General features: G+C 64.6%; 18 protein-coding genes. 12 read left to right on the forward strand and 6 right to left on the reverse strand.

Annotated elements, in window-relative coordinates; all coding sequences use genetic code 11:
- Positions 1 to 17: 17 nt before the first annotated feature.
- From MJ643_RS10165 to MJ643_RS10175, 3 genes are all read left to right on the forward strand, one after another.
- Positions 18 to 1,259, forward strand: a complete 1,242-nt coding sequence (locus MJ643_RS10165) for a Zn-dependent hydrolase (protein ID WP_196184772.1) — start codon at positions 18 to 20, stop codon at positions 1,257 to 1,259.
- Positions 1,259 to 2,281, forward strand: a complete 1,023-nt coding sequence (locus MJ643_RS10170) for a histone deacetylase family protein (protein ID WP_013972048.1) — start codon at positions 1,259 to 1,261, stop codon at positions 2,279 to 2,281. The genes MJ643_RS10165 and MJ643_RS10170 overlap by 1 nt, the downstream gene beginning before the upstream one ends.
- 245 nt (positions 2,282 to 2,526) lie before the next feature.
- Positions 2,527 to 2,859, forward strand: coding sequence for an EF-hand domain-containing protein (locus tag MJ643_RS10175; RefSeq protein WP_038409291.1), 333 nt, complete (start codon positions 2,527 to 2,529; stop codon positions 2,857 to 2,859).
- Between the two features lie 177 nt (positions 2,860 to 3,036).
- On the opposite strand, the gene MJ643_RS10180 is transcribed toward MJ643_RS10175, so the two are convergent.
- A complete protein-coding gene (locus tag MJ643_RS10180; protein ID WP_015269943.1) occupies positions 3,037 to 4,461 on the reverse strand; it encodes a PLP-dependent aminotransferase family protein in 1,425 nt (474 codons plus the stop codon).
- A gap of 197 nt (positions 4,462 to 4,658) precedes the next feature.
- Between MJ643_RS10180 and MJ643_RS31475 the strand changes: the two genes are divergently transcribed.
- The 3 genes from MJ643_RS31475 to tam all read left to right on the forward strand — a co-directional run bounded on the left by MJ643_RS31475 (position 4,659) and on the right by tam (position 7,099).
- Positions 4,659 to 4,784, forward strand: coding sequence for a hypothetical protein (locus MJ643_RS31475; RefSeq protein WP_023661944.1), 126 nt, complete (start codon positions 4,659 to 4,661; stop codon positions 4,782 to 4,784).
- Positions 4,784 to 6,193 (forward strand): amino acid permease, encoded by a 1,410-nt coding sequence (locus MJ643_RS10185; RefSeq protein WP_013972050.1) that lies wholly within the window; start codon positions 4,784 to 4,786, stop codon positions 6,191 to 6,193. Before MJ643_RS31475 ends, MJ643_RS10185 begins: the two co-directional genes overlap by 1 nt.
- A 129-nt stretch (positions 6,194 to 6,322) precedes the next feature.
- Positions 6,323 to 7,099 (forward strand): trans-aconitate 2-methyltransferase, encoded by a 777-nt coding sequence (gene tam, locus MJ643_RS10190; protein WP_024086769.1) that lies wholly within the window; start codon positions 6,323 to 6,325, stop codon positions 7,097 to 7,099.
- Here tam and MJ643_RS10195 read toward each other — a convergent pair.
- Positions 7,089 to 7,460: a DUF2784 domain-containing protein gene (locus MJ643_RS10195; RefSeq protein ID WP_024086770.1), complete on the reverse strand. Its 372-nt coding sequence runs from the start codon at positions 7,458 to 7,460 to the stop codon at positions 7,089 to 7,091. The two genes, tam and MJ643_RS10195, sit on opposite strands and share 11 nt — an antisense overlap.
- 156 nt (positions 7,461 to 7,616) lie before the next feature.
- Entirely contained in the window at positions 7,617 to 8,486 is an 870-nt protein-coding gene (locus MJ643_RS10200; RefSeq protein WP_013972053.1) for a LysR substrate-binding domain-containing protein, read from the reverse strand.
- A 244-nt stretch (positions 8,487 to 8,730) separates the two neighbouring features.
- On the opposite strand from MJ643_RS10200, the gene MJ643_RS10205 reads away from it, so the two are divergent.
- The 5 genes from MJ643_RS10205 to MJ643_RS10225 all read left to right on the forward strand — a co-directional run bounded on the left by MJ643_RS10205 (position 8,731) and on the right by MJ643_RS10225 (position 14,939).
- Positions 8,731 to 10,047, forward strand: a complete 1,317-nt coding sequence (locus tag MJ643_RS10205; protein ID WP_003259277.1) for an MFS transporter — start codon at positions 8,731 to 8,733, stop codon at positions 10,045 to 10,047.
- Between the two features lie 15 nt (positions 10,048 to 10,062).
- Complete coding sequence (locus MJ643_RS10210) at positions 10,063 to 11,454, forward strand: FAD-dependent oxidoreductase (RefSeq protein WP_024086771.1); 1,392 nt, start codon at positions 10,063 to 10,065, stop codon at positions 11,452 to 11,454.
- A 97-nt stretch (positions 11,455 to 11,551) separates the two neighbouring features.
- Positions 11,552 to 12,262 (forward strand): YebC/PmpR family DNA-binding transcriptional regulator, encoded by a 711-nt coding sequence (locus MJ643_RS10215; protein ID WP_024086772.1) that lies wholly within the window; start codon positions 11,552 to 11,554, stop codon positions 12,260 to 12,262.
- 138 nt (positions 12,263 to 12,400) lie between these two features.
- The gene (locus tag MJ643_RS10220; protein ID WP_023661576.1) at positions 12,401 to 13,345 is read left to right on the forward strand and encodes a LysR family transcriptional regulator; all 945 of its coding nucleotides are present in this window, start codon (positions 12,401 to 12,403) and stop codon (positions 13,343 to 13,345) included.
- Positions 13,346 to 13,526: 181 nt separating this feature from the next.
- Positions 13,527 to 14,939, forward strand: a complete 1,413-nt coding sequence (locus MJ643_RS10225; RefSeq protein ID WP_023661575.1) for a DOPA decarboxylase — start codon at positions 13,527 to 13,529, stop codon at positions 14,937 to 14,939.
- Positions 14,940 to 15,073: 134 nt separating this feature from the next.
- Here MJ643_RS10225 and MJ643_RS10230 read toward each other — a convergent pair whose 3' ends face one another.
- Positions 15,074 to 16,447, reverse strand: a complete 1,374-nt coding sequence (locus MJ643_RS10230; protein WP_013972058.1) for an MFS transporter — start codon at positions 16,445 to 16,447, stop codon at positions 15,074 to 15,076.
- Positions 16,448 to 16,737: 290 nt separating this feature from the next.
- Between MJ643_RS10230 and quiC the strand changes: the two genes are divergently transcribed.
- The gene (gene quiC, locus MJ643_RS10235) at positions 16,738 to 18,645 is read left to right on the forward strand and encodes a 3-dehydroshikimate dehydratase QuiC (protein ID WP_038409298.1); all 1,908 of its coding nucleotides are present in this window, start codon (positions 16,738 to 16,740) and stop codon (positions 18,643 to 18,645) included.
- 77 nt (positions 18,646 to 18,722) lie between these two features.
- Here the strand turns inward: quiC and MJ643_RS10240 are convergent, their stop codons facing one another.
- Together MJ643_RS10240 and chrA are read right to left on the reverse strand one after the other, a co-directional pair.
- Positions 18,723 to 19,391 carry a class I SAM-dependent methyltransferase gene (locus MJ643_RS10240; RefSeq protein ID WP_024086774.1) on the reverse strand — a complete coding sequence of 223 codons (669 nt, stop codon included), beginning with the start codon at positions 19,389 to 19,391 and terminating at the stop codon, positions 18,723 to 18,725.
- 27 nt (positions 19,392 to 19,418) lie between these two features.
- Positions 19,419 to 20,780 (reverse strand): chromate efflux transporter, encoded by a 1,362-nt coding sequence (gene chrA / locus MJ643_RS10245; protein ID WP_024086775.1) that lies wholly within the window; start codon positions 20,778 to 20,780, stop codon positions 19,419 to 19,421.
- Between the last annotated feature and the right edge of the window lie 10 nt (positions 20,781 to 20,790).

A 20,790-nucleotide genomic window follows, 5' to 3' on the forward strand; every position in this document is an offset into this window, starting at 1 on the left:
TTCTGGAGTACCCGCACATGTTGAAAAGCAATGGCGAACGCCTGTGGGCGAGCCTGATGGCCATGGCCGAAATCGGCGCTACCGCCCGTGGCGGCAGCTGCCGCCTGGCCCTGAGCGACGAGGACAAGGCTGGCCGTGAACTGTTCAGCCACTGGTGCCGCGAAGCCGGCCTGACGCTGACTGTGGATGCCATCGGCAACCTGTTCGCCCGCCGCGCTGGCAGCGACCCCGATGCAGCGCCGGTGATGATGGGCAGCCACCTCGACACCCAACCTGAGGGCGGCCGTTTCGATGGTGTCTACGGTGTGCTGGCGGGCCTTGAAGTGGTGCGCCGGCTCAATGAGCTGAACATCAAGACGCGCAAACCGCTGGAAATCGCCGTATGGACCAACGAGGAGGGCGCCCGCTTCACCCCGGCCATGTTCGGCTCGGCGGTGTTCACCGGTACCCTGGCACTGGACGAAGCGCTGGCCATTCGCGACGCCGATGGCATCAGCGTCGCCGACGAACTGCAGCGCACCGGTTACGTCGGCCAGCGCCCGCTGGGCGGCCAGGTCGATGCCTATTTCGAGGCACATATCGAGCAAGGTCCGATCCTTGAAGACAACGCCAAGGCCATTGGCGTGGTCAGCGGCGGGCAGGCCATCCGATGGCTCGACGTCACGGTCGAAGGCATTGCCGCACACGCCGGCACCACGCCGATGCCGCTGCGCAAGGATGCCCTGTTCGGCACCGCACGGATGATCCAGGCGGTCGAGCAACTGGCTGCCGATTTTGTCCCTGAAGGCCTGACCACGGTGGGTGAACTGTCCATTGCCAAGTCCTCGCGCAACACCATTCCGGGGCTGGTGCAGTTCACCGTCGACCTGCGTCATCACCGGGATGAAGCCATCGAGGCGATGGAACGCGACCTGACGTTGAAGCTGCAAGCCATCGCCAATCAGCGCGGGTTGCAGGTGCGTATCGAGCGCCACTGGACAAGCCCGGCCACGCCATTCGATGCCGATTGCGTAGCCGCCGTGCAGCAGGCGGTGGATGGCCTGGGCTATGCCCAGCAGTCGATCGTCAGCGGTGCCGGCCACGACGCCATCCTGCTGGCCCGCTACTGCCCGACCGCCATGGTGTTCATCCCCTGTGTCGGCGGCTTGAGCCACAACGAAGCCGAAGACGTATTGCCCGACGACGCCCGCCAGGGTGCCGATGTACTGCTCAATGCCGTGCTGGCCCGCGCGGGCCGTATCGAACAGGGAGATGCCTGATGCGTTGTTACTTCCACCCCGAACAACTGCTGCACCACCCACGCAGCTACTACTCGCGCGGCGCCATGCGCACCCCGCAGGAAGTCCCCGAACGCGCCCAGCGCCTGCTGCAGGCGGCCAAGGATCTGGGCTTCGACATCCGTCAGCCTGAGGACGCCGGCCTCGAACCGCTCAAGGCAGTGCATGGCGAGGCCTACCTGGCCTTCCTCGAAGAGGCCCATGCGCGCTGGAAGGAAGTGCCCGAGGACTGGGGCGACGAGGTCATGTCCAACATCTTCGTGCGTGAACCCAACGCCTTGCGCGGCATCCTCGCCCAGGCCGGGCGCTACCTGGCTGACGGCAGTTGCCCTGTAGGCGAACACACCTGGCGCTCGGCCTATTGGTCTGCGCAAAGCGCAGTGGCCGGTGCCAAGGCCATTCTCGACGGCGAGCCGGCGGCCTATGCCCTGTGCCGGCCGCCAGGCCACCATGCGCGCTTCGATGCGGCCGGTGGTTTCTGCTACATCAACAACGCCGCTGTCGCTGCCCAGGCCTTGCGCAGCCGCTACAGCCGCGTGGCCATCCTCGATACCGACATGCACCACGGGCAGGGGATTCAGGAAATCTTCTACGACCGCCGGGATGTGCTGTATGTGTCGGTGCATGGCGACCCCACCAACTTTTACCCGGGTGTGGCCGGGTTCGCGGACGAGCGTGGCAGCGGTGCGGGGGAGGGGTACAACCTCAACTTGCCGATGGCGCATGGGGCTAGCGAAGCGGACTTCATGGGCCAGCTGGAGATCGCGCTGGCGGCGGTGAAGGACTTTGGCGCCGAGGTGCTGGTGTTGTCGCTGGGGTTCGATATCTACGAACTCGACCCGCAGAGCAAGGTGGCGGTGACGACTGAAGGGTTTGCGGTATTGGGCGAGCGGATTCGGGCGATGCGCTTGCCGTGCCTGATCGTGCAGGAAGGGGGGTATCACCTGGAGAGCCTGGAGGCGAACGCGCAGGCGTTTTTTGCCGACAAGGCGGACTGGCGATAAGTGCCAGGGGCCGGCAGCTGAGGAATGGCTGCCGGCCTCTTCGCGGGTGAACCCGCTCCCACGGGTACGCCATCGCCTTCGAGTGGTTGTTTACCGGTTAGCGGGTCGGGGCAGCCGAGGGCAATGCCATTAGTCCAGAATAAAGACACGGGGCAACTGATATTTTTGTCAGTTGTCCGGCTTCGGAGAGCGTGTGAGTCTGTCGCCGCAGTACAGGGAATTCACTGTTCTTTCGGAGATTGATCATGGGAAGTGTAAAAGTCGCCAACACCAATTTGCTCGACCTGCCGATCCTGCTGGATTATGCGGAGGTGGACTCAGATCGGGATGGCAAAGTTTCCAACGATGAGGTGTTGGAATATTTCAAAGGGCAGCTTGATCGCCTGCATTTTGAACGCGCTTACCTCGATGAGCAGCACAGGCTGCTGGAGGAAAAGCTCAAGCAGGTTGCCCAGAAGTTCACGTACTTACAGAAAAAATGCTTGGCTTTTAATGATACCAACCGTGATGGCTATATTTCGTTCGATGAGTTCAAGGCAGCACTGTCGAAAATTCCTGTTGCAGTAGAGTTGGAGTAAAGGCTTGGTAGGCTTCGAGCCTGACAGCTGGTTGTGCATATCGCTGGGCTGCTTTGCAGCCCATTCGCGAGATTGGCCCGAACAGATGTAGGAGCAGCCTTGTGCTGCAAAGCGCCGCGCGCGCGGCGCTCAATCTCATAGGCACTGAAGGTGTTGTGGCGAACACCCCGCAATCCGTTACACCCCACCCCGCCGCACATGCTTCACCAACACCTTCTCCAGCAACTCCCACATCGCCGGCTCGGTACTGAACGCCACGTTGAACCGCATCCACCCGGTCGCTTTGGCATCGACCATGAACAACTGCCCAGGCCCGAGCATGATGCCTTTCTCCAGCGCATCATCCAGCAACGCCGCACTGTCTGGAATCGCCGGGTGGCGGGTCCAGATATACATCCCTTCATCCGACTCGATGAACAGCTCGAAGCCCAACCGATGCAGATGCCGGCCAACTTCCTGGTGCGCCTCGGCCAAACGCTGGCGCAGGCGCTTGAGGTGCTTGCGCCAACGCCCGTCGATGATCGCGGCATACACCACGCGCTCCATCACCTGCGAAGTGGTCAGGCCAGAGCGCATCTTCAGGTGCAGCAGCTTCTGCATCAGCTCGGGGTTGGCCAGCATGTAGCCGACCCGCACATTGGGCGAAATGCTCTTGGAGTAGCTGCCCACGTACACCACCTGCTGCAGGTGGTCGAGGCTGGCCAGGCACGGCTGCGGCTCGGCGACCATGTCGGCGTACAGGTTGTTCTCCACCAGGCGGAAGCCGTGCTGGCTGGCCAGTTGCAGCAGGCGGTGCAGCTGCGGCAGCGGCGTGCGCGAGCAGGTCGGGCTGTGCAGGTGCGGCTGGGTGAAGAATGCAGTGGGGCGGTGATGGGTGAGCAACTGTTCCAGCTGGTTCAGGTCGTAGCCGGCCGGTGTGCGCGGCACGCCGACCAGGGTCGCGCCCTGGGTGCGCAGGATGCTCATCAGGTTGGGGTAGCCGGGGTCGTCCACCAGCACAACGTCGCCCGGGCGCACCAGGGTGCGCGCGGCCAGGTCCAGGGCCTGGCTGGCGCCATGGGTAAGCATCAGCTGCGCCGGGTTGGCAACGATCGACAGTTCCTGCTGCAGGTTCTGTGCGGTCAGTGCACGCAGCTCCATCAGGCCCATGGGGTCGCCGTAGCCCGACAGCTCCAGCGGGCTGCCGGCCACCTGGCGCAGGCCGCGGCGCAGGCCGTCTTCATACATCCAGTCGTTGGGCAGCCAGCCGCACCCGGGCTTGAACGGCAATTGGCGGATTTCGAAGATCTGCTGCAGGTACCACTCGGAGTTGAACGTTGGTCGACTGGTGTCGGCCTCGGCGTTGTGCGGGTCGAGCAATTCGCCCGCCGCGCGGTTGACGAAGAACCCCGCATTGCCCCGGCTCACCAGCAGGCCTTGGGCGACCAGACGGTCGTAGGCCTCGACCACGGTGAAGGTACTCACCGAATAGCTCGCGGCAAAGGCGCGGATCGAGGGGACCTTGGCGCCTGGCTTGAGGGTCTGGTTGTCGATCAGCTCGCGCAGCCCGTCGATGATCTGGTTCACCAGCGGGGTCGAGGAGTCTGGATGTAATTCGAACATTTGGGCCTTCAGGTTGCGTATCGCCCGGCGTTTGCAAGGTGTATTGCAAGGGCGACCTGTACAGTGCAGTGCGAGTTTCATGCCACTGTGCATGGCTCTCTGCGTCGGACATTTTTACATTAGGTGTCAGATATCGCCACCTAAAGCATGTTCAGTTCGCTCCAGGCGCCTGCCCTGGGGCGCGTCAGCAGGCCGCCATGGAAGGCCTGCGTGTGTTCGCTCACACCATCCTGCGCGCATTAGCACTGATGTACGTGAAACCGCCAGCCATCGGGGTTTCACAGTTTTCCTTGGATAAAAAGAAGCACGGGGTACACAACTGATGGACGCAACATCCACAACCACCACCGCGAAAAGCGGGCATGAGAGCAAGCTCAGTGCCTCGCTCAAGTCGCGCCACCTGACGATGATGTCGATCGCCGGGGTTATCGGCGGCGCCTTGTTCGTCGGTTCCGGCAGCGTGATTCACAGCGCCGGCCCAGCTGCTGTGCTGGCCTACCTGGCAGGCGGCATCCTGGTGGTACTGATCATGCGCATGCTGGGTGAAATGGCGACTTCCTCGCCAGACACCGGTTCGTTCTCCACCTACGCCGATCGCGCCATCGGCCGTTGGGCCGGTTTCACCATCGGCTGGCTGTACTGGTGGTACTGGGTCATCCTCATGGCCTGGGAAGCTTATGTGGCGGGCAAGATCCTGCATGGTTTCTTCCCCGACGTCAGCGTCAACGTGTTCGTGCTGGCCACGACCCTGTTGCTGATCACCGTCAACTTCTTCAACGTCAAGCACTACGGTGAGTTCGAGTTCTGGTTCGCCTTGATCAAGGTGATCGCGATTGTCTGCTTCCTGATCGTGTGCACCGCTGCCGTGCTGAACATCTGGCAGTTCGGTGAAGTGCGTGGCATCAGCCACCTCACCGCCGAAGGGTTCATGCCCAATGGCATCACTACAGTGATCGGTGCCTTGCTCGGGGTGATGTTCGCCTTCCTCGGTGCGGAAATCGTAACCATCGCCGCTTCCGAAGCCAAGGACCCGGCTGCGCAGATCGTCAAGGCGACCAACTCGGTGGTCTGGCGTGTGTGCCTGTTCTACGTGGGTTCGATCTTCCTGATCGTCTGCCTGGTACCGTGGAACGATCCGCACCTGGGCGTTTCCGGCTATGGCGCCTACCGCCGCACCCTGGAGCTGTTGGGCGTGCCATATGCCGAGCTGCTGATGAACTTCGTGGTGCTGACCTCGGTGAGCAGTTGCCTGATCTCGGGCCACTACACTGCTTCGCGCATGCTGTTCTCCCTGGCCCAGCGTGGCGACGCGCCGTCGTTCTTCAAGATCACCCGCGCCGGCACCGGTGTACCGGTGTACGCGATCATGGGTTCGTGCGCCGTGGCCGTGGTGTGTGCGCTGATCAACTTCAGCGAGACCCTGCGCCCGAAAGACGTGCTGGAAACCCTGATGAACACCACCGGCATGATCGCCCTGCTGGTGTACCTGGTGATTGCTTTCTCGCAGCTGCGCATGCGCCGCAAGCTGGTTGCCGAAGGCAAGGAAGTACGCCTGAAGATGTGGCTGTTCCCATGGCTGACCTACCTGGTGATCGCGTTCATCGTGGCTGCTCTGGTGACCATGGCCTTCATGCCTGACTACCAGATCCTGGTGATTTCCACCGGTATCGCCGCGGCAATCGTGGTGGCGATGGGTGTAGTGCACCAGATCCGTACTGGCAAGCAGCACTAAGCGTCACTCGCTTCTCGAAACGGCCGGCTCCCTGGGGGACCCGGCCGTTTTGCGTTATTGGGCCAGGGGCATATGGCCGCCTGTTACATGGCATATGCTGAACACATTGCCCGCCCAAAGGAGCTTCACATGGCCTGGTCCGCCACCCAGTATTCGCAATTCGAAGACGAGCGTACCCGCGCCGTGCGCGACCTGCTCGCCGCTGTGCCACCACGCCCGGTACGCCACGCCACCGACCTGGGCTGTGGCCCTGGCAATTCCACCGAGGTGCTGCTGCAACGTTACCCGGATGCCCAGGTGACGGCCCTGGACAGCGACCCGGACATGATCGACAAGGCCCGCGAGCGCAAACGGCTGTGCATCCCCCGCGTGCGCACGGTCATCGCTGACATTGCCGGCTGGACCGCCCCCGAGCCGCAGGACCTGATCCTGGCCAATGCCTCGCTGCAATGGGTACCCGACCACGCCTCGCTGTACCCGCACCTGGTGCGCCAGCTGAGCGAAGGTGCCAGCCTGGCCGTGCAGACCCCGGACAACCTCGATGAGCCGGCCCACCGGCAACTGCGCGAAATCGCCAGCCAGGGCCCTTGGGCGGCGAAGTTCGCCGATTTCCAACTACCGCCTCGGCACAACGCGGCGTTCTATTACGATCTGCTCAGCCCGTTGTGTGCGCGGGTGGATGTGTGGCGTACCACCTATCATCACCCTTTGGCCGGCGGTGCCGAAGCCGTGGTGGAATGGTTCAAGGGATCGGCCTTGCGACCGTACCTGGGGCGGTTGGAGGAGCAGGAGCAGGCGGATTTCCTGCAGATGTACCTGCAAGCGATGCAGCGCGACTACCCGCCGGCCACCGATGGCAAGGTGCTGTTGCCGTTCCCGCGGCTGTTCGTGATCGCTACCCGCTAGGGCGGCGCCAGCGCCAGGCCACGTAGCTGTAGATGCCGAGATTGAGCAGCAGCACGAACGTGCCCAGCAGCAGCTGGATGTGCGGTGTCAGCCCGGCGGGGTAGATCAACGGCCAGATGTAGTGCTCGACGAAGCCGCCCTGATAGCCCGCGTCACCAGCCGCGCTGCGCATGCGGTTTTCCCAGGTGGTCAGCGGGCAGCCCAGGTGCAGGCATTCCACCGCCAGGCCCCAGGCCATCGCTGGCAGGTGCAGCAGCAGGGCAGGGCGCCAGCGCAGTACCAGCAGGCCGCCGAACAGCACCAGCAGGATGAAGAGCAGGTGCAGCAGGACCAGGGTGTCGGCGGCAAGGCGGTAGAGCATGGGTCGTGTGCCGAGGGTTGAGGTTATCCCAGCATAGTTGGGTTGCCTGTGCTGGCCTTTTCGCGGGCTTGCCCGCTCCCACAGGATCACCACAGGTTTTGAATTCTGTGCAGTGCCTGTGGGAGCGGGCGAGCCCGCGAAGAGGCCGGCACAGGCTTACAACCCTTCCTCCACCATCTGCAGGAAGGTCGCCACCACCCGCCGCGTGCGCTGCTCGCTCAGGCACACCAGTGTCTCGGTCAGGTGCCGCTGGCAATCGACGATCGGCAACGCGCACACCCGCGCATCCGCACCAAACTCAGCCGCCGACACCACCCCCACACCAATCCCCACCACCACCGCCTCCCGCGCCGCTTCCCGGCCTTCCACCTGGATCGCCGGGCGAATCCGCAGCCCGGCCCGTTGCATTTCTTCTTCCAGCGTCTGCCGCGTCACCGACCCGGGCTCGCGCAGCACCAGCGGCGTATCGTCCAGATCCGCCAGGCTGATCGCGCCGCGGCTGGCCCAGGGGTGCTGGTGCGAGACAAACGCCACCATCGGGTCGCGGCGCAGCGGCAGGCAGTGCAGCCGCTCATCGTCGACGTCCCGCCCCAGCAGGGCCAGGTCGGCCTGGTAGCTGAACAGCCGGGCCAGCGACTCGTCGGTGTTGCCGGTCTCGATCTTGACCTGGATGCCCGGGTAGCGCTGGCAGAAGCGGGCGATCTGCGGCAGCACGTGCACCGGCGCGTCCACCGCCAGCACCAGGCTGCCGGTGTGCAGCGCACGCGAATCCTGCAGCAGTTCATGGGCCTCGGCCTCGCAGGCGAAAAGGCGCTGGCTGATGCCCAGCAGGCGTTCGCCGAGGTCGGTGAGCTGCACCGAACGCTTGTTGCGGTGGAACAGCAAGACGCCGAAGCGCTCCTCCAGTTTGCGCACCTGGTCCGACACCGCGGGCTGGGTAAGAAACAGCTTTTCGGCGGCGCGGGTAAAGCTGCCGTGAACCGCCACGGCGTGGAAGGCCTTGAGTTGTGCGTGGGAAACCGACATGACGACCTCAGTAACAAGCTGGGCTTATGTGTGAAATACGATAAATCGATTTTATTTATCTTAGCGCAACTGTTTCCATGCATGTCAGCCCGACGCTGGCACCACAAGTGCCGACCAGGGCCATGGCACCCAAACGGCGCCATCTGACCCGATGACAGCCTCGTCATCGCTGTGCGTAACACAAGAACAAGACAGGCGTTTCTTCACATTCTGCCGGCACACTCAAGCAAGAGGTCAGACTTACATGAACCAATCCCTAGCCGCGTTCAAACGCTGGCGTATCCAGATTTTCGCCATTACCTGGCTGGCCTACGCCGCCTTCTACTTCACCCGCAAGGCCTTCTCGGTGGCCAAGCTGGGCATCGGTGAAGACCCCGACTTCATGCTCGACAAGGCCGCCATGGCCAACCTCGACGCCATCTACCTGGCCGCCTACGCCGTGGGCCAGTTCACCTGGGGCATGCTTGCCGACCGCTTTGGCCCACGCGTGGTGGTGCTCGGCGGCCTGCTGATTTCTGCTGTTGCGGCGGTGGTGATGGGCAGTTACGCCACATTCCCGATCTTCGCCACCTGCATGCTGGTGCAGGGCCTGGCGCAATCCACCGGCTGGGCCGGGTTGTGCAAGAACATCGGCAGCTTCTTCCCGGCGTCGCAGCGTGGGCGGGTGCTGGGCCTGTGGAGTTCCTGCTATGCCTTCGGCGGCCTGGTGGCCTCGCCGTTCGCCGGCTGGTGGGCCTATACCCTGGTCGGTACCTGGCACGCGGCGTTCTTCTCCAGTGCCGCGGTGGTGGCACTGGTGGCCGTGCTGTTCTTCTTCCTGCAGCGCAACAAGCCTGAAGACGTCGGCCTGCCGGCGGTGGAGCCCGAGCCACAGAGCATGGCCCCGGCCGGCAACCTGTGCAGCGTGTGGGCGCCCCTGAAGGAGATTATGCGCAACCGCACGGTGCTGACCCTGGGGCTGGCGTACTTCCTGTTGAAACCGGCGCGCTACGCCATCCTGCTGTGGGGGCCGGTGATCGTCTTCGAGCAGATGCCCTCGGTGGGCAAGGTGGGGGCAGCGATCATCCCGACAGCCTTCGAACTTGCCGGGCTGCTCGGCCCGATCATCATCGGCCTGGCCTCCGACAAGCTGTTCGGCGCCCGGCGTATGCCGGCCTGTGTCATCAGCCTGGTGCTGCTGACCGTGGCGCTGGCGGCATTCATGGCGGCCATGCACACCGGCAGCGTGATCCTGGTGGTGGCCCTGCTGTTCGTCATGGGCCTGACCCTGTACGGGCCGGATTCGATGATCAGCGGTGCTGCGGCCATCGACTTCGGCACCGCCAAGGCCGGTGCCACCGCAGCAGGTTTCGTCAACGGCTGCGGCTCGGTGGGGGCGGTGCTGGGCGGGCTGCTGCCGGGGTACTTCGATGGCGTCACGGTGTTCATCGTGTTTGCCGGCTGCGCGCTGTTCTCGGCGCTGGTGCTGCTGCCGCACTGGAACAGCCGCCCGGCCAGCGCTGCGCAAAGCACCGACGTGGCACCGAATACCAGCATGGCAATCAAGCCACTGCGTACCTGAAAGGAAAGCGAGCGAATGAGACCCTTCTGGCTGCAACAGGCCCTGGATTCGGCGCAAGAGGCGGTGTGCCCGCCGCTGCAAGGCGATGCCCGTTGCGATGTATGCATCGTCGGCGGCGGCTATACCGGGCTGTGGACCGCACTGATGCTCAAGGAAGCGGTGCCGGCCCTGGATATCGTGCTGATCGAGGCCGATATCTGCGGTGCCGGTGCCAGTGGCCGCAATGGTGGCTGTGCGTTGTCGTGGTCGGCCAAGTACTTCACCCTCGAGCGGTTGTTCGGGGTGGCCGAGGCGGTGCGCCTGGTGCGTGAGTCGGAGCGCAGCATCGGTGAGATCGGCGCGTTCTGCGCGGCCAATGGCATCGACTGCGACTACCGCCTGGATGGCACGCTGTACACCGCCACCAACGCCGCGCAGGTCGGCGCCACCGACGCGGTGATCGCCGCGCTGGAGCAAAAGGGGATCAATTCGTTTCGCCGCCTGCCGCTGCAGCAGCTGCAGCGCCTGGCGGGTTCGGCGCGGCACCTGGAAGGCTGGTTCTCGCCGGCCGCGGCCACGGTGCAGCCGGGCAAGCTGGTGCGCGGCCTGCGCCGGGTGGCCTTGCAGCGTGGCGTGCGCATCCATGAGGGCACCGCCATGACCGGCCTGGAACACGGCGCCCCGGTGCAGGTGCGCACGGCCCATGGCACGGTGCGCGCCGACCGCGTGGTATTGGGCCTGAATGCCTGGATGGCGCGAGCTTTCCCGCAGTTCGAGCGCAGCGTGGCGATTGTTTCCAGCGACATGGTGATCACCGAACCTTGCCCTGAGCTGCTGCACCAGATCGGCCTGGACAGTGGCATCAGCGTGCTCGATTCGCGGATATTCGTGCATTACTACCACAACACCTCCGATGGTCGGCTGATGCTCGGCAAGGGCGGCAATACCTTCGCCTATGGCGGGCGCATGTTGCCGGTGTTCGACCAGCCGTCGCCGTACCGGCCGCTGCTGCGTGAAAGCCTGGGCGGGTTCTTCCCGGCACTGGCGCAAGTGCCGCTGGCGGCCAGCTGGAACGGGCCGTCCGACCGCTCGGTGACCGGTTTGCCGTTCTTTGGCCGGCTGAACGGGCAGGGCAACGTATTCTACGGCTTTGGTTACTCCGGCAGCGGCGTCGGGCCGTGCCACATGGGCGGGCAGATTCTGTCGTCGCTGGCGCTGGGGCTGGACAACCCATGGACCCGTTCGCCGCTGGTCAAGGGGCCGCTGGGGCTGTTCCCGCCCGAGCCGATTCGCTACCTGGGCTCGCTGATGGTACGCAATGCCATCCGCCGCAAGGAGCGGGCAGAGGACCGTGGGCAGCGGCCGCGGAGGCTGGATGTGCGGTTGGCGCGGTTCGCGGCGGCGGCGGGCAAAGCCGATAAAGGCTGATGAGATTTCTTGTCGAATACAGGCCAGAGGGCGTATAAACTGCACCCACTTTTGGCCGGTCGCTTCCTGAACCGGCCGCTGAAACAAGAGAGTCGACATGGGCGCACAGTGGAAAGCCAAACATAAAGAAGCCGCGGCCAACGCCAAAGGCAAGATCATGGGCAAGCTGTCCAAAGAGATCCAGATCGCCGCCAAGTCCGGCGCCGACCCGGACATGAACCCACGCCTGCGCCTGGCCATCGAGCAGGCCAAGAAGGCCTCGATGACCCGCGAGACCCTGGAGCGCGCAATCCGCAAGGGCGCGGGCCTGGACGGCGATGCCGTGCAGTACTCGGCGGTAAGCTACGAAGGTTTCGCCCCGCACCAGGTGCCGCTGATCGTCGAGTGCCTGACTGACAACGTCAACCGCACCGTCGCGCAGATCCGCGTGCTGTTCCGCAAGGGCCAGCTGGGTGCCAGCGGTTCGGTGGCCTGGGACTTCAACCATGTCGGCCTGATCGAAGCCACCCCGAACGGCGACGCCGACCCGGAAATGGCGGCCATCGAAGCCGGCGCCCAGGACTTCGAGGAAGGCGACGAAGAGGGTTCGACCCTGTTCATTACCGACACCACCGACCTCGACGCCGTGCAGAAGGCCCTGCCGGAGCACGGCTTCACCGTGACCTCGGCGAAGATCGGCTACACCCCGAAGAACCCGGTGAGCGCGGCAACCCTGAGTGCCGAAGCGCTGGCCGAGGTGGAAGCGTTCCTCGAAGCCATCGACGAGAACGATGACGTGCAGAACGTTTATGTCGGCCTGACTGACTGATCTGCTTCTCTGGGGCCGCTTTGCGGCCCATCGCGACACAAGGCCGCTCCTACAGGGGAACGCATGACCCATGTAGGAGCGGCCTTGTGTCGCGAAACGAGGGCAAAGCCCTCGCCAGCGGTCTGGAGCCGAACCCCGATGAACCCCGCTTTCGCCTCCCTCAGCCTCGCCCACCTGCGCACCCTCGACCACCTGCTGCAGCTGAAGAACCTCAGCCACGCCGCCGAGCGCCTGGGCGTCAGCCAGTCCGCCCTCAGCCGCCAGCTGGCCCATTTGCGCGAAGCCTTCGACGACCCCTTGCTGGTACGCCAGGGCCGCGGTTACGTGCTCAGCGAACACGCCGAAGCCCTGGTCGAACCCCTGCGCCAGGTTCTCGAGGAGCTGCACGCCCTGCGCCAACCCGCGGTGTTCGACCCGGGGCGCTGCGAGCGGCGTTTCTGCTTGGCCGCTTCGGACTACGTGGCCGAGCATATGCTGCCGCTGCTGGTGGCGGCGCTGGAGCGCGAAGCGCCGGGTGTATCGCTGGAGTACCGCACCTGGCAGGCCGGCCAGTACGCCTTGCTGGCCAGCGGCGAGATCGACCTGGCCACCACGTTGTTCGACGAGTCGCCACCCAACCTGCACGGTCGGCTGTTGGGCGAGGACCGGGCAGTGTGCCTGATGCGCAACGACCACCCGCTGGCTGCCCACGGTGCGCTCAGCCAGGCCGACTACCTGGGCCACAAGCATGTGCGTATTTCCGGCGGAGGCGACAAGGACAGCTTCATCGACCGCCACTTGCGCGCCCAGGGCCTGCAACGGCGGGTCAGCCTGGAAGTGCCGTTCTTCTCGGCCACCGTGCAGGTGATTGCCAACAGCCAGGCGCTGGCCACCGTGCCCGAGCACATCGCCCGGCAGCTGTGCCGCCTGCATGACCTGGCCTGGCGGCCTTTGGGTTTCATCGACCACAGCCAGCGCTACTGGGTGGTGTGGCACCAGCGCCTGCAGGCCTCGGCCGAACACCGCTGGTTGCGCAACCGGGTGTTCGAGTTGTGGCGCCAGTCGCAGTTCGGTGTGCAGGGCGGGCATGCGGGTTTGCCATAGCAGGTATGCGCGAGGTGGGGTTATTCACTTCGGGATAGGTGCCTAGACTGGGGCATTGTGTTGCCTGTACCGGCCTCTTCGCGGGTAAACCCGCTCCTACAAACGATGCAATACCTGTGGGAGCGGGCGTGCCCGCGAAGAGGCCAGCACAGGCAGCGAAAAAACCCACAGGAGACCCCAGGTGACCCCCGAACAATTCCGCCAGTACGGCCACCAACTGATCGACCTGATCGCCGACTACCGCCAATCCGTCGGCGAGCGCCCGGTCATGGCCCAGGTCGAGCCCGGCTATCTCAAGGCCGCCTTGCCCGCTCAGGCCCCCCGGCAAGGCGAACCTTTCGCAGCGATCCTCGACGACGTCAACCAGTTGGTCATGCCCGGCCTGTCCCATTGGCAGCACCCGGACTTCTACGGCTACTTCCCCTCCAATGGCACCCTTTCGTCGGTCCTCGGTGACTTCCTCAGCACTGGCCTGGGCGTGCTGGGCCTTTCCTGGCAGTCCAGCCCGGCCCTGAGCGAGCTGGAGGAAACCACCCTCGACTGGCTGCGTCAGCTGCTCGGCCTGTCTGGCCAATGGAGCGGGGTGATCCAGGACACCGCATCCACCAGCACCCTGGTGGCGCTGATCTGCGCACGGGAACGCGCCAGCGATTACGCACTGGTACGCGGCGGCCTGCAAGCCCAGGCCAAGCCGCTGATCGTCTATGTCAGCGCCCATGCCCACAGCTCGGTGGACAAAGCCGCATTGCTGGCCGGTTTTGGCCGCGACAACATACGCCTGATCCCGACCGACGAACGCTACGCTCTGCGCCCGGAGGCCCTCCAGGTTGCGATCGAGCAGGATTTGGCCGCTGGCAACCAGCCTTGCGCGGTGGTCGCGACCACCGGCACCACCGCCACCACGGCCCTCGACCCACTGCGGCCGATCGGCGAGATCGCCCAGGCCCATGGCCTGTGGCTGCATGTGGACTCGGCCATGGCCGGCTCTGCGATGATCCTGCCGGAATGCCGCTGGATGTGGGACGGTATCGAGCTGGCCGATTCGCTGGTGGTCAACGCGCACAAGTGGCTGGGCGTGGCCTTCGATTGCTCGATCTACTACGTGCGCGACCCGCAGCACCTGATCCGGGTCATGAGCACCAACCCCAGCTACCTGCAGTCGGCGGTGGACGGCGAGGTGAAGAACCTGCGTGACTGGGGTATCCCGCTGGGCCGCCGGTTCCGTGCGTTGAAGCTGTGGTTCATGCTGCGCAGCGAGGGGGTCGAGGCGTTGCAGGCGCGGCTGCGGCGTGACCTGGACAATGCCCAGTGGCTGGCCGGGCAGATCGGCGCGGCGGCGGAGTGGGAGGTGCTGGCGCCGGTGCAGTTGCAGACATTGTGCATTCGCCATCGGCCGGCGGGGCTGGAAGGGGAGGCGCTGGATGCGCATACCAAGGGCTGGGCCGAACGGCTGAATGCGTCCGGGGATGCCTATGTGACGCCGGCGACGCTGGATGGGCGGTGGATGGTGCGGGTGTCGATTGGCGCATTGCCGACCGAGCGGGAGCATGTCGAACAGCTCTGGGCGCGCTTGCAGGAAGTGGTCAAGGGCTGAAACTGCCGGGGCCGCGTTGCGGCCCATTCGCGGGCAAGCCCGCTCCCACAGGATCGCATCAAGGCTCAAGCTGACACGGTACCTGTAGGAGCGGGCTTGCCCGCGAAAGGGCTGCAGAGCAGCCCCCTGCAATCTCAGTTGCTCACCGCCTGAAAGCTCCCTTTACGGCTAGCTTCATACGCGGTCTTGTCCATCGGCTTGGCATCGGGGTTACCCAGGTCTTCCATCGCCAGGCGATGGGTTTCCGGGGCGATGTACGCTGCCAGGGCACACACGCAGGTGATGAAGAACGCCAGGCTACCAACCACCAACGGGATGTTGTCCGAACCGGGCGGGGCTACCAGGGCGAACAGCGCCGGCAGCATGGCGGTCAGCATGGTGCCGATGTTCTGCGCGATGGCCATGGCCGAAACACGGTAGCGGGTGTGGAACAGCTCTGGGTAGAAGCTTGGGAACACCGCGTTGTAACCCTGGTACACCATGCCCCACATCACGATCGACGAGGCGAACGCCAGCGGTACGTTCTGGATGCTGATCGCATACAGGTAGACGAAGGCAAGCAGGCCAGAGCCCAGGCAACCGGCGATCATGGTCGGGCGACGGCCAATCTTGTCGGACAGGTTGCCGACAAACGGAATCACCAGCACCGCGACGATGTTGCCGACTACCGGAATCCACAGGTACACGCTCTTGTCGAAGCCGATGCCATAGGCCGGTTGCACCGCGTAGGCCGCACCGAAGATGGTAGCGACCACCGGGATCACGTTCATCAAGGCCATGAACATCACCAGCACCATGTGCTTCCAGCTGTGGCGGAAGGCCTCGCTGATCGGCGACTTGGCGACCTTGTCCTGCTTCTCTTCCTTCACGAACGCCGGGGTTTCGTGCACTTCCTTACGGATGATGAAGCCGGCGATCAGCACGAAGGCGCTCAGCAGGAACGGAATGCGCCAGCCCCAGTCGTTGAAGGCTTCGCTAGGCATGAAGTAGGCCAGTGGCAGGAACACTGCCGCCGCCAACACCTGGCCAGCCTGCACGCCTTGCAAGGTGAAACTGGCGTAGTAGCCCCGTCGACCGAACGGTGCGTGCTCCATGATCATGGAACTGGCTCCGGAGATTTCCCCGGCCACGGCAAAGCCCTGGACCAGGCGCAGCACCACCAGCAACGCCGGGGCGAGCAGGCCGATGTCGTGGTAGGTGGGCAGCAGGCCAACGGCCATGGTCGACAGGCCCATCAGGAACATGCACAGCAGCAGTACGTTCTTGCGGCCGCGGGTGTCACCCCAGTGGCCCAGCACGAAGGCGCCGACCGGGCGCGCCAGGTAACCCACGCCGTAGGTGGCCAGCGAGGCGATGATGGCCATTTTCGGGTCGGTGTTGGGGAAGAAGATCTGCGGGAAAATCAGCGCAGCAGCCTGGGCGTAGATGAAGAAGTCGTAGTACTCGAGTGCCGAGCCTATCCATCCACTGGCAGTCGCTTTCTTGGCTTGAGAGCTGGAGTGAGCCATCGTTGTCTCCGTTGTTATTGTTGTTTGCACAGGTTCCGCCGGAGATTCGCCAAGGCAGGAGGCGAGGGTCGGTGTGCCTGCGTCTGTGGTTCATGTTGACCACGGGCCAGTGGGCTGGCAATTCGCTAAAACCGGTTTTGTTCGATAATCGAACGCAAAACTAACCATTCCGTACAAAGAGATTGAAGCGACGACTTTACCTGCGAATAATCGATCGTGCCAGGAACTGTGGCGCTGATTTTCCAGGTCCTGCCCTGGCCTTGATCCTCTAACAACAAGGAACTCCCGCCATGCAGCGTTCGATCGCTACCGTGTCCTTGAGCGGCACCCTGCCGGAAAAGCTCGAAGCCATCGCCGCCGCCGGTTTTGACGGCGTCGAGATCTTCGAAAACGACCTGCTCTATTACGCCGGCAGCCCGCGCCAGGTACGGCAGATGTGCGCCGACCTGGGTATTGCCATCACCCTGTTCCAGCCGTTCCGCGATTTCGAGGGTTGCCGCCGCGACCGCTTGCAGAAGAACCTCGACCGCGCCGAGCGCAAGTTCGACCTGATGCAGGAACTGGGCACCGACCTGGTGCTGGTGTGCAGCAACGTCCAGGCCGATGCCCTGGGTGAAGAGCAATTGCTGGTCGACGACCTGCGCCTGCTGGCCGAGCACGCTGGCAAACGCGGCCTGCGCATTGGCTACGAAGCCCTGGCCTGGGGCCGCCACGTCAATACCTACCAGCAGGTCTGGAACCTGGTGCGCCAGGCCGACCACCCGGCCCTCGGGGTGATCCTCGACAGCTTCCACACCTTGTCGCTCAAGGGCGACCCGAGCGCGATCCGCGATATCCCCGGCGACAAGATCTTCTTCGTGCAAATGGCCGACGCGCCGATCCTGGCCATGGATGTGCTGGAGTGGAGCCGCCACTTCCGCTGTTTCCCGGGGCAGGGCGAGATGGACATGGCCGGTTTCCTGGCGCCCATCCTTGCCACCGGCTACCGCGGGCCGCTGTCGCTGGAAATCTTCAACGACGGCTTCCGCGCCGCACCGCCCCGGCAGAATGCCGCCGACGGCCTGCGTTCGCTGCTGTATCTCGAAGAGCACACCCGCCTGCGCCTGGAGCAGGAAGGTACCTCGATCGAGCCCGGCGTGCTGTTCACCCCACCGGCGGCCAGTGCCTATGACGGCGTAGAGTTCCTCGAATTTGCGGTCGACGAAGCCGTCGGCGCGCGCCTGGGCAGCTGGCTGAAGCGCCTGGGCTTTGCCGATGCCGGCAAGCACCGCAGCAAAGAGGTGCAGTTGCTGCGCCAGGGCGATATCAACATTGTGCTGAACGCCGAACCCTATTCCTTCGGCCACAACTTCTTCGAGGCCCACGGGCCGTCGCTGTGCGCCACCGCGCTGCGGGTCAAGGACCAGCAAGCCGCCCTGAAGCGCGCCACCGCCTTCCGTGGCCAGCCATTCCGTGGCCTGGTCGGGCCCAACGAGTGCGAAGTGCCGGCGGTACGTGCGCCAGATGGCAGCCTGCTGTACCTGGTGGAGCAGGGCACTGCCGGCCAGACCCTGTACGACACCGACTTCAGCCTGGACAAGAACGCCACCGCCACCGGCGGCCTGCGCCGTATCGACCACATGGCCCTGGCCCTGCCGGCCGAGTCGCTGGACAGCTGGGTGCTGTTCTACAAGAGCCTGTTCGATTTCGAAGCCGATGACGAAGTAGTGCTGCCGGACCCGTACGGCCTGGTCAAGAGCCGCGCGCTGCGTAGCCAATGCGGCACCCTGCGCCTGCCGCTGAACATCTCGGAAAACCGCAACACCGCGATCGCCCATGCGCTGTCCAGCTATCGTGGTTCGGGCGTGCACCACATCGCTTTCGATTGCGACGACATCTTCCGCGAAGTGGCGCGGGCCAAACTGGCCGGGGTACCGTTGCTGGAGATCCCGCTGAACTACTACGACGACCTGGCGGCGCGTTTCGATTTCGACGACGAGTTCCTCAGCGAACTGGCCTACTACAACGTGCTGTACGACCGCGATGCCCAAGGCGGCGAGCTGTTCCACGTGTATACCGAGCCGTTCGAAGAGCGTTTCTTCTTCGAGATCATCCAGCGCAAGGGGGGGTATGCCGGTTACGGTGCGGCCAACGTCGCGGTGCGCCTGGCAGCCATGGCCAAGGCCCGCAGCGGGGCGGCGCGCAAGCCGGTCCTCTGAGCCCGGCGCGGTCCCTTTAGGAGCGGCCTTGCAGCCCGTCGCGACACAAGGCCGCTCCTACACCGACCGCGTATGCTTCAAGGGCGTTCGGCCACCAACAGCAGCGACTGTGGCAGCGCACTCTGGGGGTGCTGTGGCTCCTGCAGGCTGACCAGCCGCAACCCTGCCATGTCCAGCGCGTTCAGCCAGCTGGCCAGGGTGCGGAAGTACCACGGCATCACCTGCCAATCCCCGCCGAACCCGGCAAATGACTCTTCCCGCCAGCCATCCTGGTAATCGCCATCCGCCACGCTCCACGGGTGCAGGGTCTGGATCACCAGCGCACCGCCGGGCGCCAGCAAGGCATTCATCGCCACCAGCAGCGGGATGATGTCCTGCTGCAACAGGGCGAAGTTGGCACAGATCAGGTCATAGTCCTTGCCAACATAGGCTTGCCCGGCGGCCAGCTGTGCATAGCTGGCCAGGTGCACCTCGGCGGAACCCGCAGCACGCGCGGCATCCACCAGCGCCCGGTCACCGTCCACACCTACCGCCTCGACACCCCGGTCGCCCAGCGCGCGCAGCAGCCAACCTTCACCACAGCCCAGGTCGAGCACCCGTTCGGGCTGGCGGCCAAGAATGGCCAGCAGGATGGCCTGGTCGGTAACCTGGCGACGGCTCTCGATACTGCCGCTGCGCACCGCATCGATCCAGGCCTGGGCGTTGTGCTGCCAGCTGTCGAGCAAGGCGTCTTCAGGGTTGCGCATGTTCATCTCCGTTGGGCGGGCGATGCTTCACTGTGCCCCGGTCAACAAATGGGTGGCAAGCCCCGCCAGGGCACACGCTATCAACACCTGGATCACCCCACGCTTGTAACGGAACAGTGCCACCGCCGCCGCCAGCGCAATCAGCGCCGAAGGCCAGTCGAACCGCCCGTCGAAACCGGCCGGCCACAATACGTGGTAGCCGAAGAACAGCGCGAGGTTGAGGATCACGCCCACTACCGCCGCGGTTATCCCGGTCAGCGGGGCGGTGAATTTGAGTTCGTTGTGGGTCGATTCCACCAGCGGGCCACCGGCCAGGATGAACAGGAACGAGGGCAGGAAGGTGAACCAGGTCACCAGGCTCGCCGCTACCGCGCCGGCCATGAACGCCTGGTCGGTGCCGAACATGGGGTGCAGGTAGCCACCGACGAAGCCGACGAAGGCCACCACCATGATCAGCGGCCCGGGGGTGGTTTCCCCCAACGCCAGGCCATCGATCATCTGCGTCGGCGACAGCCAGCCGTAATGGCCGACGGCCCCCTGGTAGACGTAGGGCAGCACCGCGTAGGCGCCGCCGAAGGTCAGCAATGCCGCCTTGGTGAAGAACCAGCCCATTTGCGTCAAGGTGCCTTGCCAGCCAAAGGTAGCCATCAGTACACCCATGGGCAGCAGCCACAGCGCGGCACCCACCAGCAGCAGGCCCAGCAGCCGCCCCCAGCTGAAGCGGGCATGCTCTGGCGCCGGTGTGTCGTCGTCGATCACGGCCGGGCCATGGCTGGCTCTGGTTGCGCCGTGGCCACCACCAGGCGCGAACTGCCCCGGTAGCAGCCGCCCGCCGATATGGCCCAGCAGCGCGGCCGCCAGCACGATCAGCGGGAAGGGAACGTCGAGCGCGAAAATGGCCACGAACGAGGCCGCGGCAATGGCCCACAACCAGCCGTTTTTCAGGGCGCGCGTGCCAATGCGATGTGCGGCATGCACGACGATCGCAGTCACGGCCGGCTTGATCCCGTAGAAAATACCAGCCACCACCGGCACTTCGCCCCAGGCCAGATAGACCCACGACAGGCCGATCAGGATGAACAGCGACGGCAGTACGAACAGGGTGCCGGCAATCACCCCGCCCCAGGTGCGGTGCATCAGCCAGCCAATGTAGGTGGCCAGTTGCTGGGCCTCGGGGCCAGGCAGCAGCATGCAGTAGTTGAGGGCATGCAGAAAGCGCCGCTCGCTGATCCAGCGGCGCCGCTCCACCAGTTCCTGATGCATGATCGCTATCTGCCCCGCCGGGCCGCCGAAGCTGATGAAACCCAGCTTCAGCCAGAACAGCAAGGCCTCGATCCGGCTGATGTGACCACGCGTTTGCTCGGCGGCGCCTTGCAGGTGTTCCGTCATTTTCTTCCCT

The sequence above is a fragment of the Pseudomonas sp. PNPG3 genome, from assembly GCF_023093815.1.
GTDB lineage: Bacteria > Pseudomonadota > Gammaproteobacteria > Pseudomonadales > Pseudomonadaceae > Aquipseudomonas > Aquipseudomonas asiatica.

Bases quoted from the DNA above. Each gene is read 5' to 3' on its own strand.
- MJ643_RS10165 (WP_196184772.1), top strand. From the start codon at position 18: ATGTTGAAAAGCAATGGCGAACGCCTGTGGGCGAGCCTGATGGCCATG.
- MJ643_RS10170 (WP_013972048.1), top strand. From the start codon at position 1,259: ATGCGTTGTTACTTCCACCCCGAACAACTGCTGCACCACCCACGCAGC.
- MJ643_RS10175 (WP_038409291.1), top strand. From the start codon at position 2,527: ATGGGAAGTGTAAAAGTCGCCAACACCAATTTGCTCGACCTGCCGATC.
- MJ643_RS10180 (WP_015269943.1), bottom strand. From the start codon at position 4,461: ATGTTCGAATTACATCCAGACTCCTCGACCCCGCTGGTGAACCAGATC.
- MJ643_RS31475 (WP_023661944.1), top strand. From the start codon at position 4,659: ATGGAAGGCCTGCGTGTGTTCGCTCACACCATCCTGCGCGCATTAGCA.
- MJ643_RS10185 (WP_013972050.1), top strand. From the start codon at position 4,784: ATGGACGCAACATCCACAACCACCACCGCGAAAAGCGGGCATGAGAGC.
- tam (WP_024086769.1), top strand. From the start codon at position 6,323: ATGGCCTGGTCCGCCACCCAGTATTCGCAATTCGAAGACGAGCGTACC.
- MJ643_RS10195 (WP_024086770.1), bottom strand. From the start codon at position 7,460: ATGCTCTACCGCCTTGCCGCCGACACCCTGGTCCTGCTGCACCTGCTC.
- MJ643_RS10200 (WP_013972053.1), bottom strand. From the start codon at position 8,486: ATGTCGGTTTCCCACGCACAACTCAAGGCCTTCCACGCCGTGGCGGTT.
- MJ643_RS10205 (WP_003259277.1), top strand. From the start codon at position 8,731: ATGAACCAATCCCTAGCCGCGTTCAAACGCTGGCGTATCCAGATTTTC.
- MJ643_RS10210 (WP_024086771.1), top strand. From the start codon at position 10,063: ATGAGACCCTTCTGGCTGCAACAGGCCCTGGATTCGGCGCAAGAGGCG.
- MJ643_RS10215 (WP_024086772.1), top strand. From the start codon at position 11,552: ATGGGCGCACAGTGGAAAGCCAAACATAAAGAAGCCGCGGCCAACGCC.
- MJ643_RS10220 (WP_023661576.1), top strand. From the start codon at position 12,401: ATGAACCCCGCTTTCGCCTCCCTCAGCCTCGCCCACCTGCGCACCCTC.
- MJ643_RS10230 (WP_013972058.1), bottom strand. From the start codon at position 16,447: ATGGCTCACTCCAGCTCTCAAGCCAAGAAAGCGACTGCCAGTGGATGG.
- quiC (WP_038409298.1), top strand. From the start codon at position 16,738: ATGCAGCGTTCGATCGCTACCGTGTCCTTGAGCGGCACCCTGCCGGAA.
- MJ643_RS10240 (WP_024086774.1), bottom strand. From the start codon at position 19,391: ATGCGCAACCCTGAAGACGCCTTGCTCGACAGCTGGCAGCACAACGCC.
- chrA (WP_024086775.1), bottom strand. From the start codon at position 20,780: ATGACGGAACACCTGCAAGGCGCCGCCGAGCAAACGCGTGGTCACATC.